We start from the raw sequence: 20284 nt of genomic DNA, 5'->3' as shown, positions 1-20284 counted from the left end.
TTTGTGTTTAATTGTTCTTTTCATTGACTTTTGGAACAAAAGGCTATATAATGTATAGTACCTGGCTGTATCTATATTTTTTGATACAGTTATGAATTAGATAAATATTAAATCATTATATATTTTTAGGGGGAATTAAAATGGTAAGAAAGAAGCTTAAGGCTATTCTTGCGTTGCTTGTAGCAGTGATGTTTGTGCTTCAGGCGGCTCCGATGTATTCTTTTGCTGAAGAATCAGCTAAAGATGCCGGAACTGTGACTGCGGAGCAGCAGTCTGAGCAGGCGCAGGAAACTGCTAACGATGAAAATGAGGTTCTTCTTAATTATGCCATTGATGAAAATGGCAATAAGGTAGAACTAACAGAAGATGCAGATACTGGAGCAGACGAGGATGTTGCTGCGACTTCGGCACCTGAAAGTGACAGTTTGTACAAAGCTGACGCTGAGGGTTTTTTTCAGTATGATGAGGAAGATGTTACTCTTGAGGCTGAAAATGTAATTTATAGTGAAACATTTGACGGATACAATGTTGGTGACACTAGTATCCCCGGATGGGTTCTAACGTCAGTATCAAAGAGCGGAAGTGAGAAAACATCTGTAGTAAAAGTAGATAATTCCAGCGCCGGCAATGCTCTCAGACTGCAGAAGAATAAAAACGGCACTTCAAACGGAAGTGCCGCATCCGGTGATGAGGGCGTTTTTGCAATTCACAATTTTGACACTCCGGCACAGGGAGTTATTGCGGTGTCAGCTGATGTTTATGTAGAAACACCGGGAAGACTTGGTCTATTTTTCTATGGAAAGACAGACGACGTTGAAACAGCAGTAAGTGGAGATGATTTTCCGTATTTAGGACGCGGTTATTTTTGGGATTCAGGAAAATCTGATCAGGATCCCAGCAAAAACACACCATACGGTATTTCAACCTGGAGTGATAATACCAGAACACCTGATACCGGTGTTTCATACTCTACCGGTAAATGGTATACTATGAGATGTGACATTGATACCGAAAATGGTACATATACTTATTCGGTTAAAGATGAAAACGGTGAAGTTATAACTACTAAGGATAAGCTTAGTATAAACAAAGAGAATCTTGCAGCTTCAGAAGGACTTGTGCAAGGTGTTGGTTTTACAATTATGAACGATCCTAAGTCTCTTGGCGATTGTCTTGTTAAGAATGTTAAACTCATTGATAACAATAACGCTAAGCAGGACGCAGAAGACGTAGCTGCCGACAGAACAGCTTTAAGTCTTCCTGTAGATTTGGATGCAAATAAAGTAACAGAAGGTTTTTATGTTCCAATATCAGGAGCTAATGGCTCGGAAATTAAATGGACTTCATCTGATACCAAGATTGCTACAATTGATAATGCAACCGGATATGTTTCAATTACACGTCCTGATTTCACCGGTGCAGGAAGCATGGCAGTAATTTTGACAGCTAATCTTGAAAAGGGTTCAGCAAAGTCAACACGTGAATTTAACTTAAAAGTTTTAGAAAATGCCCCTGCTACTGATCAGGAAAAAGTTGCAGGCGATACTAATAACTTGGTATTGCCGTCTGATTTGAAGCAGACAGCAGTAGAAAATGATTTTAATATGCCTGTTGAAGGTGATTACGGTTCAAAGATTGTTTATACAACCTCCAATGATAGTATTGTAAGTGTAGATAATGCAACCGGACATGTTACTATTAACAGGCCAGCATTTACTGGTTCTGATGTTCAGGAAGTAATTATAACGGCTACATTGACATTTGGCGCAGCTTCTGAGACAAAGAACTTTTCAATTTCTGTAAAAGAGCTTGATCCGACAAGTGATCTCGAAAAGGCGAAGTATGATGCTGAAAACGCTTTAATCGGCGGAATTGATATAAACGATGTAAGACAAGAAAGCTTTTATCTTGGTGATAAGGGTACTTACTCTGCATTGAGCTGGTCTTCAAGTGATGAGAACTATATTAAGATAGAAAAGAATAAGGAAGTTAACGAGGATAATGAAGTTGTGGATCTCGGCGGTTATAAAGCAGTCGTAACAAGACCTGACAGAAACGCTTCTCCGGCAATAGTAACATTAACTGTTACAGCAACCTTAAACGGACAAACGGCTACAAAAGACTTTACTTTAAGTATTACTCCTGATGATGCTATTAAAGCATACCCCGGAGTTGAAGGTTATGGCGCATACTCAAAAGGCGGCCGCGGAGGTCAGGTTTATCATGTTACTAACTTGGATGCCGATGGCGAAGGTTCTTTAACATATGGACTGGAACAGATTAGCGGTGCAAGAACAATAGTTTTTGACGTAGGCGGAGTAATTGATCTTACTACTTTGGGAAGACCTATTTCAATCAAAGGTGAGAAACTTTCTAACGTTACAGTAGCTGGCCAGACAGCTCCTTATCCTGGAATAACATTAAAAGGTTATGGTATAACTGTAGGAAGTGCCCATGACGTTATAATAAGAAACCTGAAGATTAGAATTGGTGATGTATTTAAAACTGGCGAAGTTAACCAGTCTGACCCGCTTAGTATCGGTTCATCAAAACAAGTTATTATTGACCATTGTTCTCTGCAATGGGCGATTGATATGGATTTCCGTGTAACCGGCGAACATGTTACAATCTCAAATACAATAATGGCTAAATCTCTAAAGGAGAATTCGCCTCATGAAAAAGGCGGACACTCCTATGTTGGTATGATTAATGAGGGTGCTACAAAAACATCCTTTATTAAAAATTACTTGGGAGATAGTACTCAGCGTACACCGCGTATCACTGATGCGGATTGGATAGACGCATATAATAACTTGCTGTTTAACTGCGGTAATGGTTTTGATATTTACAATTATGAGTGGCAGGATAAGAATGCAAAGATGAATGTTTATAATAACTGGGCAAGAAAAGGTCCTAGTATGTCAAATGCTACTCCATACAGAGCCGGCCGCGGCCGTGTTTATTCAGGCGGCGCAATGGTTTACTTTAAAGAAAATTATGGAGTTAAGGATAAAACGACTTTACAGGAAAGAGCAACAAACGCTTCCGGTTCATTCCATTATGTATTAGACTTCGGTTCAGAGAATGGCAAGCCGGGAACAAATTATGACTTGAGCAATGTTACATATGAAGAATGGAATAACAATCCTGCTTCATATGATAATGAAGGAAAAATTGCCATTGCGGCAACATTGACATATATGAACTATCCTTTCCCTGCACCGAGAGGAAATGTTTTAGCATCTAATAAGCTTACAACATATGCTCAAAGTGATAATGGAATGGGTGCAACAAGACCGGCAAGGGATCTGTATGATACAATGGCAATGGTTGAAATGCAGAATGGAACATCAAAAAGTAATAAGCTTACAGCTGAGGAAGTATCTCCGTTCTTTGAAGAATTGGAAAGAAGAACCGGGAATGATTATTCAGAATATAAAACTCAGCGTGACTGGAACACAAAAGAAGGTGAAGGACCTGTTCTTAAAGGCGCTTCAGCCGGAGCTGGCCAGACTAAACCTGTACATTGGGATGATTTCACTGATGTAAATAAGAATACAAATCCTAATGCTTCCAGCACATATCAATATACAACAAACTTTGAAATAGGCGACTGGTGGGGTGAGTTCTGTGGTTCACCGGGACAGCAAACGGTTTATACACTTTATGACAATAAGTGGGATCGTTATGTAACAACAACTGATGCGAATTATGATCAGACACGCTATTCTCTTATGGGAGAATCTAAAGAGTATTTAGAGGTAAAGAGAACAGTTGCTGATTTATACCCGGCTGATTGGGTAAAGAATGATTTCCCTGAAATCGCTGATTTTATGGATTCTTATAGAGAGAAGAATTATGCAGGAAGACCTGACTCTTATAAAATCGCTTGGGATGGCATGGGAGATGGTATTCCTAACTGGTATAAAGAGTACAGAGGCTGGAGCACTTCTAAGTATTTGGCAACAGAGATTAATCCTGAATCCGGATACACATATCTTGAAGAATACATGTCATTTATGGCTGACGATCAACCTTTAGAAGCTGATAATACACCGGCGTCAATTGAAAACTTTAAGGTAAATAAGCTTGGTTATTCTACTGCTCAGATTTTCTGGAATACAAATTACAGAACAACATGTGTAGTTGAGTATGGTACTGAGCCAGGTGTTTATACAAAGAGTGAAGTATTGACTTATGATGAAAGAACAGATTATTATCATACCTATCATGCTAAAACATTGATTGATTTGCAGCCTGATACTCAATATTATTATAAGGTAACTGCTACAGATGAAAATAGTAACGTGACTGTCGCAGAGTATGATCCAAACGATGCTAATGAAAAAAATATGACCTTCCGTACGACGGTGGCGCCTGAGGGAGCAGGAGATTTGCTTCCGGATAAGCCTGTTATTACAAATAAGGTTCCGTATTTGAAGCAAGTTAGATTGAATTGGACAGGAAACGTTGCTACTGATGAAAGTTATGAGATTTATTATGACACATCAAACCACGGCAGCGACTATACAGCATATGCTCATAAACTTACAGGTATAGACGCTAGAACCAACAAACAGGTTGTTGGAGGTCTTGAAAATGGAAAGACATATTACTTTATAGTAGTTGCAGTTAATGACAACGGTAAGACAGCATCTGATGTTGTTTCAGACACACCGAGCAGTCAGTTGTTAAATTATGACTTTACTAAGATGTCTAAGGAAGAACGCGACGCATTTATGAAAAATGAGTATATGTATACTCTTGGCGGAAGCGTAACAATGGCTAACGACCCGGATACCGGAGAGTATTGTCTGCAGTTATTGGATGAGACAAACTCACATGGTGTAAATGCAGATAATAAGCTGAATGTAACGCAGGATGATAAGTTTACTTATGAAATTAAGATGAAAATTTTATATCAGAAGCAAACTGACGCTCTTAACAGACAGGGTGATTTTAGTAAGAAGGGTGATAAATCACAGATAACAAGTGATGCGTCTGATGAGCATAACACTGTTCAGCTGAACTTCTATAAGGATTCTCTTGTAAACGAGGATAAGGATTCTACAAATTCTGCATTGTGGGAATCAGCATTTTCTATTTTCTTCGATAGCGAATCAAGTCCTGTTTCGAGAGAGTTTGTAGTTAATAAGTGGCAGACTAATCCGCCGGACGAAGGAAGCTGGAGATTTGACGGAACGGTTGAGAATCCGATATTAAAGTTTAACTCAGACGAAGTCGGTTCTTATAGTATAGGAAAAACTCCTATGGCAAGTGAAAAGAAAAATAGAGTGCTGCCTTCTAATACCGGATATTCATCTAAATATTATCAATTTGATACAATAGCCGGAGACGCAGTTTACTCTGATATTGCACAAACCGGAAAGACTCTTCACGGCTTATGGTATTATGAGAAAGGCTCGGCTGACTATGTAACTTATAAAGTGGTTGTAGACTTTGCTCAGAAGAACATTAAGTTGTATGCTGATGGAAAGCTAGTTCATGGATATGGTGAGTTTACTGATGAAGATATAGATGATTATAATGTTGGTAAAATTCAGATTAAGTCTCGTAACGATGGATATTCATGGGTTAATATTGCAAGTATTAAAGCGTATAACGGTGATGGAACAGATTCCGGAAATATAGACGTAAAACCCGTTAATCCTGGCGGCGGCGGTGGCGGAGGCAATTATGCTACAGCTACACCTGCTCCAACAGAAGATCCGAGTGTTACAGAGGCACCAACAGCTACTCCGGCAGTAACTCAGAATCCTAATACTAACAAGTATTTTAATGATTTAAATGATTACGAGTGGGCTGTTGACGCAATCAATACTTTAGCTGAGAAAAACATTGTTAACGGTACGGCAGACAGAGTATTTTCACCTTCTTCTAATGTTACCAGGGCGGAATATGTTTCTATGTTAATGCGCGCTTTGGGTGAAAGTGTACCACCGGCTGAAGAAGTTCCATTTAGTGATGTTGTTCAGGGTGAATGGTATTATGAGCCTATAGCTAAAGCTTTAAATCTTGGAGTTGCAAATGGATACGAGGATGGAACTTTCGGAATAAATGAAAATATTTCTCGTGAAGATATGATGGTTATGGCTTATAGAACATTGAATGCTTTGGGTATTAGTATTCCTGCCAATAAGCCTTACGCAAGTTTCTCAGACCAAAGCAGCATAAGTGACTATGCGGTTGAGGCAATAGAAAGAATGTACTGCGCAGATATAATTAATGGCGTTGGAGACAATATGCTTGATCCTAAGGGAGCTGCAGACCGTGCTCAATCCGCTAAAATCATATATGGATTATTGAAGATGGAGGGAACTGTTAATGAGTAATATCAAAAGAGTAATTTCAATGTTACTGGCAGCTGCTATGATTTTAAGTATGTCTACTTTCGTAGCTTTTGCCGAAGATTCAACCACAAATGAAGAAGCTGCCGACGCTGTTTTAAGCTCGGCAGCAGGAACAGAACTTGCGTCAATGCCTAATGACGACGTTCAGTATGCTGACGCTTATAAGTTTGATTATTCTATGGGCCTTTTTGAAATGCTGGAGGATGGTTATTGGCAGAACGAAAAGGTTACAAGAGCGGAATTTGCAACAATTGTTGCAAAAATGCTTAAGGCAAACACAGCCGGCTATCCGAGATACGGCAGCTCACCATATGTTGATATTGACGCGTCAAACTTTGCATACTCATCAGTATGCTATTTGACAGAAATCGGTATCCTGAGCGGTGACGGAAATTCTGAGTTTAGACCAAACGACCCTATTCTTGTAAACGAAGCTTCAAAGATGATTATGTGTGCACTTGGCTATCAGGACGCTTGTGAAATTACAAACGGCGGATTTCCTAACGGTTACACAACGTTTGCTTTGAGACAGGGCATTTATAATGGTCTGAGCTTGAGCTATACTGATTCAATGACAGCTATGCAGATGGCAAAGATGGTTAGAAACGCTATGGAAGCATATTTGATGGAAACTGTAGTTTACAGAGCAGACGGTACAGCAGATGTTAGAGTAAGCGATTCAAAAACTTTGCTTACTGAAACATATAAGATTAAAAATGAAACAGGTTATGTTGAAGGAACTTACTTCTCATATTTGACAGGCAGTGAAGTTGACCTGGAAAATGAAGTAATAATTGATGGCACTTGCTATCAGTTCTCAGATAATTATGACATGGAATCTCTTCTTGGATATGAAGTAAATTATTATTACATGGAAGATGTTTCAGGTTATAGAAGAGATTATATTGCTTACTGCGAGCCAAGAAAAGATAAGAATAAAGAATATGATATAATGGCAAAAGATATCGTTTCTTTAACAGCTGATAAGATTGTTTACACTGATTCAAATGATAAAGAAAAGACGCTTACTTTTGATGGTTCAACACTGATTTCTTATAATGGCAAGCCTTATTATGAGCTTAGCGATGTATCAACAGTAATAAAAGAGGGACATGTAAAGGTTGTTACTCATGAGAGCAGTACGAAAGCCAGCGCTGTAATGATTCAGGAACAATTTGACGGATTGTTTGACAGATATAATAAGTCAACATATCAGGTTATATTCCAAAACAGTATGACAGTTACACTTCCTGAGTTAAAATTTGATACTTCTTATCATACAAGACTAACTCTTGATGGCAAAACAATCACACCTGAAGAATTATTGAAAAATGATGCTATAACTTATTGCGTAAGTAAAGATGGACAGTATATTAGAGGTTATGTATCAAGAAATGTTGTTTCCGGAACAATCAGTACAACAAGAACTGAGCAGTATACAGCCGGAGAGTATAAGGTTGTTACACTTGCAGGTAATGAGTATATAGTATCTGCTTATTGTGTAAAGGATATAACATCAGGCTTTACAAGTGATTTCCAAATCACTTATGATGGCAGACTCTTAGGTACTAATACTTCAACATCAAACAATGGTAACTACGGTTATTTAATTAAGTTTGCTGCCGGCGATGATGTTTTTGAAAGTAATTTTAGGGTTAAGATTCTTGATAAGACAGGAAAAATAAATGAGTATGTATCTGCATCAAAGGTTAATACCAATGTAATGGAAAAGGATGATAACTCAGGCAGAACAGATGAAGCTCAGCAGAGATCTGCTTCCTTTATTATTAATTCCGGAGCATTTGCTGACGCTCAGTTAGTTGTTTATGAAATTAACTCTGAAGGCAAGTTGAAGACATTATACAAAGCTGTAGATTTCACAGAAAATTATGATGCAGATGATGATTTAGGCTTTGGTAAATATTTCAGCGGTGAAGGAAGATATTCCAGAAGTCTTATCGGTAACTGTGCAATAGAAGATTCTACAATCATATTTGATGTTCCTTTTGTAGATCGTGACCGTGATGAAGATTATACTGTATTAACAAAGCAGGATCTAGCAGATGGTTCTTATACGGCAGATATATATGATCTGAACAGGGGAGTAGCCAATGTAATGGTTATTCAGGATAAAGAGCCTACAACCTTAGACCAAACTGCTGATACATTGGTTGTTGACAAGTTCGCAACAGCTTGGGATGAGGAAAAGCAGGAGAAAGTTCTTGAAGTAAACGGCTGGTCAAAAGGCGAGTATATTTCATTAAAGGTTGATGATGATGTAAGTCAGGTTGATCCTATTACACCAACAGAGACTATGGCAAACGACAAAAAAGATATCAAGGATTTAGTTAGAGGCGATGTTATCCAGTACAATTTGGGTTCAAATGGATATTTGTACACATACAGAGTATTGTTTAACTACACTTACAGAACAAGCGGCGGCGGTTACTTTGAATCAAGTACTTCGCAGCGTGACAGACTTGGTGTCAATAATTACAAGATAACGAACGACAAACTTATGACTGTATTTGGTGAAGTAAGAAAAGTATTTGATTACTTTATGGTTGAAAGTGCTAATGTTGCAGATGGCAGATTCTATAGAGCATATCCTACAACAGATGTGAATCTTTATATCTATGATACAAGTAAAGATGAGATTACTATAGGTGAACCATTTGACATTGAGCCAGGCAATCAGGTATTTATCAGAACTAAATATATTGACCAAGCGATTGACATGCTGGTTATTCAGTAATATAGAGAGTCTCATAAAAAGGCGGCAGGGCTTAAGGCCCGCCGCCTTTTATAAACTTATCAAATAAATTATATAGACATATGAAAATAAAAAATTTATATAATTATAAATATATGTACAAAAAACTAAATGTGTTTCATAAGTGCAGTATTTAAAATAATTGATAGTGCAAACTCTGAATGTGTAAAATAAAAGCGGCATAAAATGTATAAAAAAGATGTTATTTTTACGTGATTATTTCGGCAATCTATTAGACTGAAAGCTATTGACAAAGCCCGAAAAAAGGAGTAAAATGGCTGTAATTAGGGTTATAATTATGAGGCCGTGAAGGTAAACGTGCTGAATATTTTGTTTTAGAATTTGGAGGAAGTTATATGAAAATCGGTATTACAAGAGCCTTATTATATCAGTACTATTACCCGTTTTGGCGGTCTTTATTTGAGAGGCTTGGATGCGAGGTCGTTATTTCTGATACTTCAACAAAGCCGCTGGTTCAAAAAGGCATAGCGGTGACAGTCCCTGAAATTTGTTTTCCTATAAAAATATATAATGGTCATGTTATTAACTTGATAGAAAAAGGCGTTGACTACATATTTTGTCCGAGATTTGTGCATATAGAGAAAAATTATTGGTTTTGTCCTAAGTATATTGGGCTGCCTGAGTTGGTTGAAAAGACTGTTCCCGAGGCAAAGCTTCTTATTGCTGAAATTGATTGTGACCGTGAGGATACGGCGGCTTTGAAGTGCTATCTTCCGGTGGCTAAAAAGCTTGGCGTTTCGGCGCACAAAATGCGAATCGCTTTGGAAGGCGCCGCGGAAGATTTTAAGCGGTTCAGAGAATACTGCAATATGGGTCTAACGCTTGATGAAGCCGCTGAGGTAATGTTTGAGGGCGCCAAAATTTCTGATTTCGCATTGCCTGAGTTTGATACTACGATAGGATTGCTCGGATATGTTTATAATGTATATGATCCGTTCATAAGCATGAATATAATTCAGAAACTGCGTGAGCTTAAAGTTAATGTTATAACTTTTGATATGCTGGATTTAAGAGACCTTCACAAATATAGAGACGAGTGCACTAGACCTATATTCTGGACATTTCCGGATAAGTTATATCAGGCGGCAAGCGTTATGATAAAGGATTTAGACGTTCAAGGAATAATACATATAACAGCGTTTGGCTGTGGTCCTGACTCAGTGGTGGGAAAAGAAATAGAGCATGATTTTGCAGATTCCGGAGTTCCGTTTATGACTCTGAGAATTGATGAACATACAGGCGAAAGTCATCTGCAGACGCGTATAGAAGCGTTCACAGATATGATTAAGAGGAAAATTCGGAAGGTTAATGAGGTGATTAAATGAAAGTATCTTTTCCGCATATGGGTTGTGTAACAGGATATAAAAAGCTGATGGAAAAGCTGGGTCATGAAGTTGTAATGCCTGACCCTCCATCTCAAAAGACAATGGAACTCGGCGTTAAGTATAGTCCTGAGTTTATCTGTTTTCCTTTTAAGGTAATGATGGGAACATATATAGAGTGCGCTGAAAGGGGCGCCGAATTGATAGTTTCATCAGGCGGCAACGGTCCGTGCCGTGCCGGGATGTACCCGGATGTTCATCAGAAAGTTTTGCAGGAGCTGGGATTTGATACAAAAGTAATTGTTTTTGATAATATGTTTAACGATTTTAAGGCATTTTATGAAATCGCTATGCTAGTCAAAAATGGAACCAGCAACTTCAAACTTTTGGGTATAGCAAGATTTTGTTACAATCTTATTAAGAAAATGGATAAGCTTGAAAAGAAAATGAAAATAATGAGAGCTTATGAGATTAATCAAGGCGATTTTTCAAGAACATGGAAAAAAATAAAAAACATGTTTGATAAATGCGATACATATTCTGAAATTAATAAGACGTATAAAAAAGCGCTCAGAATGTTTGACAGCATACCGATGCGTCAGGTTGAGGAAAGCAAACGGATTAGAGTTGGCATAGTGGGAGAGATATATGTTATTATGGAACCCACTGTGAATAAGAACGTTGAGGAAATTTTAAACTCTATGGGCGTTGAAGTTGAAAACGTTCAGTACATATCTGATTGGGTAGAACATAATTTGATTCCGAAATGGCTGCCGTTTCCTAAATCACATCGAATATTTAAATCATCAGATAAGCTGGCGCCTATAAACTGCGGCGGCCATGATAAAGAAAACATGGGTTGGGTAATGGATTTTGCAAAACGCGGTTTTGACGGTGTGGTACATCTTATGCCTTTTGCATGTCTGCCGGAACTTGTAAACTTAGGTAAATTTCCTGCTGTATCAGAGGAGCTTAATATTCCTATTATGTCATTATCTTTGGATGAGCAGATGGGAGAGGCTCATGTAAAGACAAGACTGGAAGCGTTTACTGATTTAATAAGAAATAAACATTTTGCGAAACAGAAAAACACATTGAATAATGTGGCTGACTCTCTTGAGAACGCTGCACAATCAGCGGCAAGAAGAGTAGGTACAAAGGTAGGAGAGGTTAAGGACAATTTAAAGACTTCACCGACTTCGCCTGAGTATCAAACAAAATAATTATAGGAGTTATATATGAAATATTATTTGGGTATTGATATTGGATCGGTTAGTACAAACGTTATCGCTATGGATAATAATTATAATGTTTGTTTTAACCAATATATTAGGGCAAACGGTCAGCCGCTGGAGAGCGTCAAAAAAGGCATGACAAAACTGAAAGAGGCTATAGGCTGTCAGGATGACGATATACTAGGTATAGGAACCACAGGCAGCGGAAGAGAACTTGCAGGTGTTCTCGTCGGAGCCGATGTTATAAAAAATGAGATAACAGCGCATGCTACGGCAACCCTCCATTTTCACCCGGACGCTCAAACCATTTTTGAGATTGGAGGACAGGACTCAAAAATAATAATCCTCCAAGACGGTATGGTTACTGATTTTGCTATGAATACAGTGTGCGCTGCCGGTACGGGTTCGTTTTTGGATCATCAGGCGGAAAGACTTGGAGTTCCTATTGAACAATTTGGCGAGCTTGCATTAACCGCTGAAAAGGATGTAAGAATAGCAGGCCGGTGTACAGTGTTTGCCGAGTCTGATATGATAGCGAAACAGCAATATGGATTCTCAAAGGCTGAGATAATAAAAGGCTTATGTACAGCGCTTGTGAGAAATTATATTAACAATTTGGGCCGCGCAAAGACATTAAAGCCACCGTTTATTTTCCAGGGCGGCGTCGCTGCTAACGTTGGAATCAGAAAGGCGTTTGAGGACGAGGTAGGCGAAAAGGTTATAATACCAAAATATTATGATGTTATGGGAGCCATAGGCTGTGCTATTCTTGCGAAGGAATATATTGAAGAAAATAATATAACCACACCTATGTTCCGCGGATTTGAACAGCTTGAACTTGAGTTTAAGCCAACGAGTTTTGAGTGTAACGGTTGCTCTAATATGTGTGAGGTCATAAGGGTAATCTCATCAGACAATGAAGTTTTGGCTGTATGGGGAGATAAATGCGGCAAGTACGCCGGAACCAGCAAGGCCTCAAGGCAGAGTGTTCGTTAATTGCATATTTGGAGATGATTATATGGAGTATACATATAAAACCAGAGGGACGTGTTCACGTCAAATAAAGTTTGATTTAGTTGATGGTAAAGTTAGTAATGTCTCATTTGTCGGCGGATGCAATGGTAATTTGCAGGGCATATCACTGCTGGTTGAAGGAATGGAAGCGTCAAAGGTTATTGAAATTTTAAAGGATATCGACTGCAATGGCAGAGGTACATCATGTCCTGCTCAGTTAGCAAGAGCTTTAAAAGAAGCTGTTAATTAATAAGAAAGCGCCGGCACATATGAGTGCCGGCGTTTTTTTTAGGGGTATAAAATGAAAAAGAGCGGGATAGATTAATCAAAGAGTTACGTAACTATATTTATGAAAACTATTTTTATTTATTACAAGCGCTAAAATTCATTTTTGCATTTTGGGCAAATAACCTTTGAAGTGTAACCAAAGGTTTGGTTTTTGGGAGTTACAAATTTTGTTTTGCATACGGGGCACCTGTAGTAATTATAGTTCTTTCTGTCTCTATGAATAAATTCTTTGGCTTGTTCAAACTTTTCAAGAAATATTCTGTTTTCACGCTGTCTGGCAAATTCCTTTTTAGATAAAAATCTGTATATAAATACTATATCAAGAATTATAGCCATCCAATTCAAGAGGGGAAGCCAGAACAGCCTTGATAACATAGATAATACAATGGACGCAATTATAATAAACAGCCCTAGTTTGTCAAATCCGTATCTTCCCTGCATAAAGTTTCGAAAACTTTCCATATTCTTCACCTCGTAAAATTATTACAGTTTTACTCTAACATAATAAAAGACGAAATTCAATGAACTTTGTGTAAACAATTTTTATATTTTTAAAATTATTTTTACTATTGCTTGTAATTATTAGCGTTTTGTGGTAGAATATACCATGTGTAAGCAGTTTATATGGAGGGATATTAATGATCAAATTTACAAAAATGCATGGCATAGGTAATAGTTATATTTACATCAACTGCTTTGAAGAGGAAGTTTTTAATCCGTCAAAAATGTCTGAGTTTGTTTCGGATCCGCACTTTGGAATCGGAAGCGACGGCCTAGTATTGATTATGCCGTCGGAAACCGCTGATTTTAAAATGCGTATTTTTAACGCTGACGGGTCGGAAGCTGAAATGTGCGGAAACGCTACAAGATGCGTAGGAAAATACGTATACGATAATGGTTTAACCAAAAAAACTGATATAACGCTTGAAACTAATTCAGGAATTAAAGATTTAGAGCTTGATGTAATAGATGGCGAAGTGGTATCTGTTACAGTTGGTATGGGCAAGGCGGAACTTGAGCCTCAAAAGATCCCTGTCAGTATAGACGGCGATAGAGTTATAGGTTATCCGATTAGCGTTATGGATAAAGAATATGAGATTACGGCGGTGTCTATGGGAAACCCCCATGCTGTAATATTTATGGATGATATTGATAGTTTGGAACTCGAAAAAGTCGGTCCACTATTTGAAAATCATGAATTGTTTCCGGAGCGTATCAATACCGAATTTATAAAGGTTATTGATGAGGATACTTTGCAAATGAGAGTTTGGGAACGAGGAAGCGGAGAAACATGGGCTTGCGGAACAGGCGCTTGTGCTGCTGTTGTGGCAGCTGTTTTAAACGGATACTGTAAGCACGACAGAGAAATAACGGTTAAGCTTAGAGGCGGAAATTTAAAAATAACTTATTTGCAGGACGGCACGGTAATAAAAAAGGGACCGGCTACATTTATCTGTGAAGGAGAAGTTGAGGTTCCGCCAATAGCCAGATAGAAATTAATTAATAATAAAGGAGTGTTGAAATTGAGATTAAATGAGAATTTTTTAAACGTTAAAGAAAGTTATCTATTTTCAGAGATAGCTAAAAAGGTTAATGATTATTCAGCCCAAAACCCGGATAAAAAAATAATAAGGCTTGGTATAGGTGACGTTACCTTACCTTTGGTTCCTGCAGTTATCGAGGCGCTTCATAAAGCTGTGGATGAGATGGGCGCACAGGAAACATTCAGAGGATACGGACCGGAACAGGGATATGACTTTCTGAGAGAAAAGATTGTGGACTATTATAAGAAAAATACAATTCGCCTTGAACTTGATGAGGTCTTTGTAAGCGACGGCGCTAAAAGTGATGTCGGTAATATAACTGATTTATTTGATAAGGATAATGTTGTTTTGATTCCTGATCCGGTCTATCCCGTATATGTTGATACCAACATTATGAATGGCAGAAAAATTGAATTTTTAAACGCTAATGCAAACAATGGTTTTTGTCCTCTGCCGGAGGGAAATACAAAGGCGGATATTATTTATTTGTGCTCGCCAAATAATCCTACAGGGGCTTGTTATACCAAAGAGCAGCTTAAAACGTGGGTGGACTATGCTCTTGAAAACGATGCGGTTATTTTATATGACGCTGCGTATGAGATTTTTGTTCAGGATGAAAATCTGCCAAGAAGCATATATGAAATTGACGGAGCAAAAAGATGTGCAATAGAGTTCTGTTCACTTTCAAAGACAGCCGGATTTACCGGAACCAGGTGCGGATATACTATAGTTCCGAAGGATTTAAAGGTTAAGGTAAATAAGCTGAAGCTCTTAAAGATTGACAGTGATGTTGTTGAGATTAACAAGCTGTGGGTAAGACGTCAGACCACTAAGTTCAACGGCGTTCCATACATTGTTCAAAGAGGTGCGGAGGCCGTTTTCACTGAAGAAGGTCAGAAGCAGATAATGGAAAATATAAATTATTACCGTGCGAATGCAAAAGTTATAGCTGATACTATGGATGAGATAGGTATAAAGTATTTTGGCGGTGTGAATTCGCCGTATATTTGGCTGAAGTGTCCTAACGGAATGAAGTCATGGGAATTCTTTGATTATCTGCTGGAGAATATAAACGTTGTGGGAACTCCCGGCGCAGGTTTTGGAGAAAACGGAGAGGGGTATTTCCGTTTGACAGCGTTTGGGGATAAAGATAATACAGTTGAAGCTATGAACCGCTTAAAAAAGCTTTTTGGTTTTGAGCATCAGACTGAGCCTGAACAAGAGGCAGAAGAGACAAAAGAAGATTCAGAATAATTTTATCACATAGAATTTGAAATCACTTCATATATATTATGGAGTGATTTTTTATTATAGGCGGTGATGGAATGAAATTCAGCGATATGCGTTCTAAAGAAGTAATTTGTGCAATGGATGGTGAAAGACTGGGTTTTGTGTCTGATATGGAATTTGATGAAAACAGCGGTCAGATAAAGTCTCTTCTTGTTCCGGGCTCGTACAGGTTCCTGGGTGTTTTGGGCAGAGAAGACGACGTTACTATTCCATGGGATAAGATAACAAAAATCGGCGATGACTTAATTATAATTGAGAGAGACTGAAGAATGAATTAAATGTCGAAATTTTTGTCATTAAACTTTTTGCATTAAGGTATATATTACGATATAATTTTTATAGCCGAATATAGCAAATGTTACAAAAGAAAGGATGACAAAAATGTTATTAGACTATTTAAAACGAGGCGTCGAAACAGAAGCCTCTCAGGAAAACGAAGTGCATGAAATTGATAGAGTAAATATGGAGATTAATTTGACGGACGTAACTCAGAATAAGAGGATAAAGACACATGGGAACTCGCAATCCATACCAATAAACAGCATAAAACCAAACCCCAATCAGCCGCGGTTGGAAATTGATGAAAACTCATTAAACGAGCTGGCCGCGTCAATAGAAAATTATGGTTTAATGCAGCCGATAACTGTAAGACAGGTTATACCGTTTGAGTATGAACTGGTTGCGGGGCAGCGCAGGCTTGAAGCGTGCAAGCTTTTGGGAATGGATTACATACAGGCAATAGTTATGAGGGTTGACGAGACTGACAGCGCAATTTTGGCATTGGTTGAGAATATACAGCGTGAGAACCTAAATTATATTGAGGAGGCGGAAGCATATTTAACTCTGATTTCAGAGCATGGAATGACCCAGGACGAGCTCGCCTCTAAGCTCGGAAAGAATCAGTCGACAGTAGCAAACAAAATCCGTATTTTAAAACTGCCGATAAAAGTCAGAGCCGTATTGTGTGAATATGGATTAACTGAACGTCATGCCCGAGCGCTTTTAAAGCTTGAAAATGAGGAACAGCAGATGGCGGCTTTGAATGAAATAACTAAAAAAGGTCTTAATGTGGCAAAAACAGAAGCTTTAGTAGAAAAAATACTAAAAAAATCTCAGGAAAATAATAATGAAGAAGAGAAAAAGCCGGGGCACCTTCCTCAAACTTTCAGAGATATAAGAATTTTTTCTAACACTATAAGAAAAGCTGTTGACCTTATGAAACAGAGCGGTGTAAACGCGGTAACCAAGCGGCGTGAGAGTGAGGAATATATAGAATATACCATTAAAATTCCCAAATAATATATAATGTTAACTGTCGTAAAATATTCATTTTATTCCTTGCATATCAAATGAAACTATGATAAAATTGGAATGAAACTAAAGAGACGCTGAGAAAGCGGCGTATTTTTATAAATGGAGGAATAGAAATGGATATTGAAATTAGAAACCCGTGGCATCCTGATGATGCAAAACATTACACTACTGACAGAATGAGAAATGATTTTTTGATTCAGGACTTGTTTATTCCTGATAAAGTGAAGCTGGTTTACAGCCATGTTGACAGAATAATTGTCGGCGGAGTATGTCCGTCAGAAAAGGTTCTGACTTTGGAAGCAGGGCACGAGCTGGGCGTGGATTACTTTCTTGAGAGAAGAGAGCTTGGAGTTATCAACATCGGAGGCCCGGGAACAGTTATTCTAGACGGCGAAGAGTATGATTTGTCCTATAAGGATGGTTTATATGCAGGAATGGGAATTAAAGAGGTATCATTTAAGAGTGACGACCCTGCGAATCCGGCAAAGTTTTATTTGAACTCGGCTCCGGCTCACCATACATACCCAACATTGAAGATTACAATGGAAATGGCAAATAAACGTCCCTTGGGAAGCGTTGAAGGATGTAATAAGAGAGTTATAAACCAATATATTCATCCTGAAGTTTGTCAGAGCTGCCAGCTGGTAATGGGAATGACCTCGCTTGAGGTAGGAAGCAACTGGAATACTATGCCGTGCCATACTCATGAGAGAAGAATGGAAGTGTATCTGTATTTTGAATTGGGAGAAGATGATGTTGTATTCCATATGATGGGCGAACCTCAGGAAACAAGACATCTCGTTATGAGAAATGAGGAAGCTGTTATTTCACCAAGCTGGTCAATACATTCAGGCGTTGGAACCAAAAATTATACGTTCATTTGGGGTATGGTAGGAGAAAATCAAACCTTTGATGATATGGATGATGTTGATATGAAAGACATAAGATAATAAATTATAAAAAGTCAGCCCGTTTTATACCGGACTGACTTTTTTGTTCTAAATTAATTACTTTTTTCTATAAATTCTTTATGATATTGCTGCAGAACTTCCAGAGTGATTTTGGCTGACATATTTACAATTGTTTCAGACAATTCTCCAATAGCCCCGGCAGGAAATTCTATATTATTATAATGTTCAGTTACCGCCTCTTTAAAATCTTCAAAATTTTTGTGTGCCATAAGTATCTCTCCAGTCATTTTTTTCTTTAAATTATAACATATAAGTGATTGCAGAACAATAAAATATATCAAAATATTTGTGTTTTATTATGCTATCTTATGTAAAGCATGTATTGACTAGGTCGAATATTGTGTTATAATTTAATAAACATAAAAAGAAAGAGGTATTTATATGATTTGTCAATTTTGCGGAAAGCAAGTAGGCGACAATGATAAGATATGCAAGTATTGCGGCAGCTCTTTGGTGCGGCCGGCGGTAAACAATAACTATGATGTGAAGCATGATAATAACGTTAAAAATATTGAAACGTCTGAAACTGAGACATATAAACCGGTACAAAGTGCAGGTAGAACAAACAGAAGACCTGTCAATACAAATTTGGAGAATAATGCTGATATGACTGTAGCTATTCCCAAAATTGACGGCAGGGGGAGCGGCTTTGAAAACAGCCGGGCGGCAGAGGAGACAGGAATTTCCGGTAATGAATATCAAGGGGGCCGAAACAGGAGACAGTCTCAGCCTGTCAAAAAGCAATATTATCGATATAACCCGGATCAGAAAACGAAAAAGAATACGCGCAGACAGGATCAGCAGTTTTATGCTGATAATAATTATGAAGGTAAAAGAGTTAAGAAGCCTTCTGCAAAAAGACATCCGGGAAAATTTATAATAAAAGTTGCCGGTCTTGCAATAATAGGGTTTATTATAGGGTTATTGATATACATAGTTTCAGTAAACGCTTCAAATTGGTTTAAAACAAGGAGTAATTCGGCTGATATTCCAGTGTCGGCACCCGCTGCAACTGTAAAACCGAAAAGCAGTAATGGAGCTGACTCAGATACAAAATCGAGCGGTGATAAGTCATCGGCCGGAAATGACAAGGAAAACACCGATAAAAACACACAATCCGGTTCAGAATCAAAACCGAAAGATACTACTCAGGAAAAATCTACTCAAAGAACTGACACCGAAAAAAAGACTGATAGCGGGGAAGAGAAGAAAACTCAACCTGCAGACAGCGGAGAAGAAGACACGAAAAAGGCGGAGGAGCCTGTAGAAGATAACATTGACGATGCCAAAACAGGCGACAACACAAAAAGTGACACCGGCAATGAAGAAAGCGCTGAGAATGCTGAATCGGGTTTAGAGGATTAAAATAATAAATTAATAGTTTAAGAGTTATAACTGCATATTTAAGTAATAGTGCTAAGTATTTGTCAGTCGGATGTTATAACAATAAATAACATTGACCATAAAAAAGTATTTAAGCCGGGCATATTAAATGACTTGAATATTAATTGTCTAAATTATTAGCGTTACATAAACCGGTGGATTTAAATTGTTATAACTAATAATTAGTCTTTAGAAAATTTCAAAAATGCAAACTGGATATTCTTGCAGCGGTTAGGTATGATGTTATTGTAAATTAAAACAATATGAATTATTTAATCGTATGATTTGATAATTAAAGGTTTATCATCTGTAGATTCAAATCCAACTAGCGGAGCTTTCTAAGACTTGGCGCTGAGTGAGATAAGTGAGCGTTGGATTTGATAAATTGATGACTGGAGTTTCTCAGAGACCTCAGCGACAGCGGTTGGAGAATTGGTTATTCGGAGAACTACGATGATGTGATAAAAGATAGTTTAAGTTTTTAAGCAAACAAAATAGGATATGCAACCAAAATTGCATATCCTATTTTTTAAAGTAATATTAGCGGGACATTATAAATAGAAAACTATATACAAACAAAATAACCAAAGCAGAAGTAAATAATGGGTAAAGAATTTGTGAAAAGTAAAGTGAAAAAATATATTGACAAGAAGGGTAAGAATATGATAAGATAATAAAGCTTTCGGCTGAGGCAAGAAAAGCTGAAAGATAGAATACTGTGAGAGTAAAAAAGGAACCGGAGAAGGCAAAAAGGCCGG

14 protein-coding genes are annotated in these 20284 nt (G+C 37.9%); 12 read left to right on the top strand and 2 right to left on the bottom strand.

The genetic code is table 11. The annotated features are described in order from the left end of the window. Window positions 1-140: 140 nt before the first annotated feature. The 6 genes from B9O19_RS04620 (at window position 141) to B9O19_RS04595 (ending at window position 12986) form a co-directional block, all read left to right on the top strand. Window positions 141-6353 (top strand): S-layer homology domain-containing protein, encoded by a 6213-nt coding sequence (locus B9O19_RS04620; protein ID WP_102365314.1) that lies wholly within the window; start codon window positions 141-143, stop codon window positions 6351-6353. Further along, window positions 6346-9126, top strand: a complete 2781-nt coding sequence (locus tag B9O19_RS04615) for an S-layer homology domain-containing protein (protein ID WP_102365313.1) — start codon at window positions 6346-6348, stop codon at window positions 9124-9126. Before B9O19_RS04620 ends, B9O19_RS04615 begins: the two co-directional genes overlap by 8 nt. A gap of 374 nt (window positions 9127-9500) precedes the next feature. Next, the gene (locus B9O19_RS04610; protein ID WP_102365312.1) at window positions 9501-10490 is read left to right on the top strand and encodes an acyl-CoA dehydratase activase-related protein; all 990 of its coding nucleotides are present in this window, start codon (window positions 9501-9503) and stop codon (window positions 10488-10490) included. After that, window positions 10487-11710 carry a 2-hydroxyacyl-CoA dehydratase gene (locus B9O19_RS04605; protein ID WP_102365311.1) on the top strand — a complete coding sequence of 408 codons (1224 nt, stop codon included), beginning with the start codon at window positions 10487-10489 and terminating at the stop codon, window positions 11708-11710. The genes B9O19_RS04610 and B9O19_RS04605 overlap by 4 nt, the downstream gene beginning before the upstream one ends. 15 nt (window positions 11711-11725) lie before the next feature. After that, the gene (locus B9O19_RS04600) at window positions 11726-12718 is read left to right on the top strand and encodes an acyl-CoA dehydratase activase (protein WP_102365310.1); all 993 of its coding nucleotides are present in this window, start codon (window positions 11726-11728) and stop codon (window positions 12716-12718) included. 22 nt (window positions 12719-12740) lie between these two features. Then, window positions 12741-12986 (top strand): TIGR03905 family TSCPD domain-containing protein, encoded by a 246-nt coding sequence (locus B9O19_RS04595; RefSeq protein WP_102365309.1) that lies wholly within the window; start codon window positions 12741-12743, stop codon window positions 12984-12986. 128 nt (window positions 12987-13114) lie between these two features. On the opposite strand, the gene B9O19_RS04590 is transcribed toward B9O19_RS04595, so the two are convergent. Further along, window positions 13115-13486 carry a hypothetical protein gene (locus B9O19_RS04590; protein ID WP_102365308.1) on the bottom strand — a complete coding sequence of 124 codons (372 nt, stop codon included), beginning with the start codon at window positions 13484-13486 and terminating at the stop codon, window positions 13115-13117. A 179-nt stretch (window positions 13487-13665) separates the two neighbouring features. Between B9O19_RS04590 and dapF the strand changes: the two genes are divergently transcribed. The 5 genes from dapF to kduI all read left to right on the top strand — a co-directional run bounded on the left by dapF (window position 13666) and on the right by kduI (window position 18122). Next, a complete protein-coding gene (dapF, locus tag B9O19_RS04585; protein WP_102366609.1) occupies window positions 13666-14517 on the top strand; it encodes a diaminopimelate epimerase in 852 nt (283 codons plus the stop codon). Between the two features lie 30 nt (window positions 14518-14547). Then, complete coding sequence (locus B9O19_RS04580; protein WP_102365307.1) at window positions 14548-15822, top strand: LL-diaminopimelate aminotransferase; 1275 nt, start codon at window positions 14548-14550, stop codon at window positions 15820-15822. A 71-nt stretch (window positions 15823-15893) separates the two neighbouring features. Then, a complete protein-coding gene (locus tag B9O19_RS04575; protein ID WP_102365306.1) occupies window positions 15894-16124 on the top strand; it encodes a YlmC/YmxH family sporulation protein in 231 nt (76 codons plus the stop codon). Between the two features lie 115 nt (window positions 16125-16239). Then, window positions 16240-17157, top strand: coding sequence for a nucleoid occlusion protein (noc, locus tag B9O19_RS04570; protein ID WP_245863022.1), 918 nt, complete (start codon window positions 16240-16242; stop codon window positions 17155-17157). Between the two features lie 128 nt (window positions 17158-17285). Further along, complete coding sequence (gene kduI, locus B9O19_RS04565; RefSeq protein ID WP_172620954.1) at window positions 17286-18122, top strand: 5-dehydro-4-deoxy-D-glucuronate isomerase; 837 nt, start codon at window positions 17286-17288, stop codon at window positions 18120-18122. Window positions 18123-18175: 53 nt separating this feature from the next. On the opposite strand, the gene B9O19_RS11630 is transcribed toward kduI, so the two are convergent. Next, window positions 18176-18352: a hypothetical protein gene (locus B9O19_RS11630; protein WP_158648915.1), complete on the bottom strand. Its 177-nt coding sequence runs from the start codon at window positions 18350-18352 to the stop codon at window positions 18176-18178. Between the two features lie 172 nt (window positions 18353-18524). On the opposite strand from B9O19_RS11630, the gene B9O19_RS04560 reads away from it, so the two are divergent. Then, window positions 18525-19508, top strand: coding sequence for a hypothetical protein (locus B9O19_RS04560; RefSeq protein WP_102365305.1), 984 nt, complete (start codon window positions 18525-18527; stop codon window positions 19506-19508). Window positions 19509-20284 lie beyond the last annotated feature (776 nt).

This window comes from Monoglobus pectinilyticus, assembly GCF_002874775.1.
Lineage (GTDB): Bacteria > Bacillota > Clostridia > Monoglobales > Monoglobaceae > Monoglobus > Monoglobus pectinilyticus.
Note: the sequence above shows the minus strand (reverse complement) of the source record. Positions and strands in the feature narration are given on the sequence as shown.

What these genes read in the sequence shown, in the direction of transcription:
- B9O19_RS04595 (WP_102365309.1), top strand. Translation starts at nt 12,741, where the DNA reads ATGGAGTATACATATAAAACCAGAGGGACGTGTTCACGTCAAATAAAG.
- B9O19_RS04575 (WP_102365306.1), top strand. Translation starts at nt 15,894, where the DNA reads ATGAAATTCAGCGATATGCGTTCTAAAGAAGTAATTTGTGCAATGGAT.
- B9O19_RS04610 (WP_102365312.1), top strand. Translation starts at nt 9,501, where the DNA reads ATGAAAATCGGTATTACAAGAGCCTTATTATATCAGTACTATTACCCG.
- B9O19_RS04605 (WP_102365311.1), top strand. Translation starts at nt 10,487, where the DNA reads ATGAAAGTATCTTTTCCGCATATGGGTTGTGTAACAGGATATAAAAAG.
- B9O19_RS04600 (WP_102365310.1), top strand. Translation starts at nt 11,726, where the DNA reads ATGAAATATTATTTGGGTATTGATATTGGATCGGTTAGTACAAACGTT.
- B9O19_RS04590 (WP_102365308.1), bottom strand. Translation starts at nt 13,486, where the DNA reads ATGGAAAGTTTTCGAAACTTTATGCAGGGAAGATACGGATTTGACAAA.
- B9O19_RS04560 (WP_102365305.1), top strand. Translation starts at nt 18,525, where the DNA reads ATGATTTGTCAATTTTGCGGAAAGCAAGTAGGCGACAATGATAAGATA.
- kduI (WP_172620954.1), top strand. Translation starts at nt 17,286, where the DNA reads ATGGATATTGAAATTAGAAACCCGTGGCATCCTGATGATGCAAAACAT.
- B9O19_RS04620 (WP_102365314.1), top strand. Translation starts at nt 141, where the DNA reads ATGGTAAGAAAGAAGCTTAAGGCTATTCTTGCGTTGCTTGTAGCAGTG.
- B9O19_RS11630 (WP_158648915.1), bottom strand. Translation starts at nt 18,352, where the DNA reads ATGGCACACAAAAATTTTGAAGATTTTAAAGAGGCGGTAACTGAACAT.
- B9O19_RS04615 (WP_102365313.1), top strand. Translation starts at nt 6,346, where the DNA reads ATGAGTAATATCAAAAGAGTAATTTCAATGTTACTGGCAGCTGCTATG.
- noc (WP_245863022.1), top strand. Translation starts at nt 16,240, where the DNA reads ATGTTATTAGACTATTTAAAACGAGGCGTCGAAACAGAAGCCTCTCAG.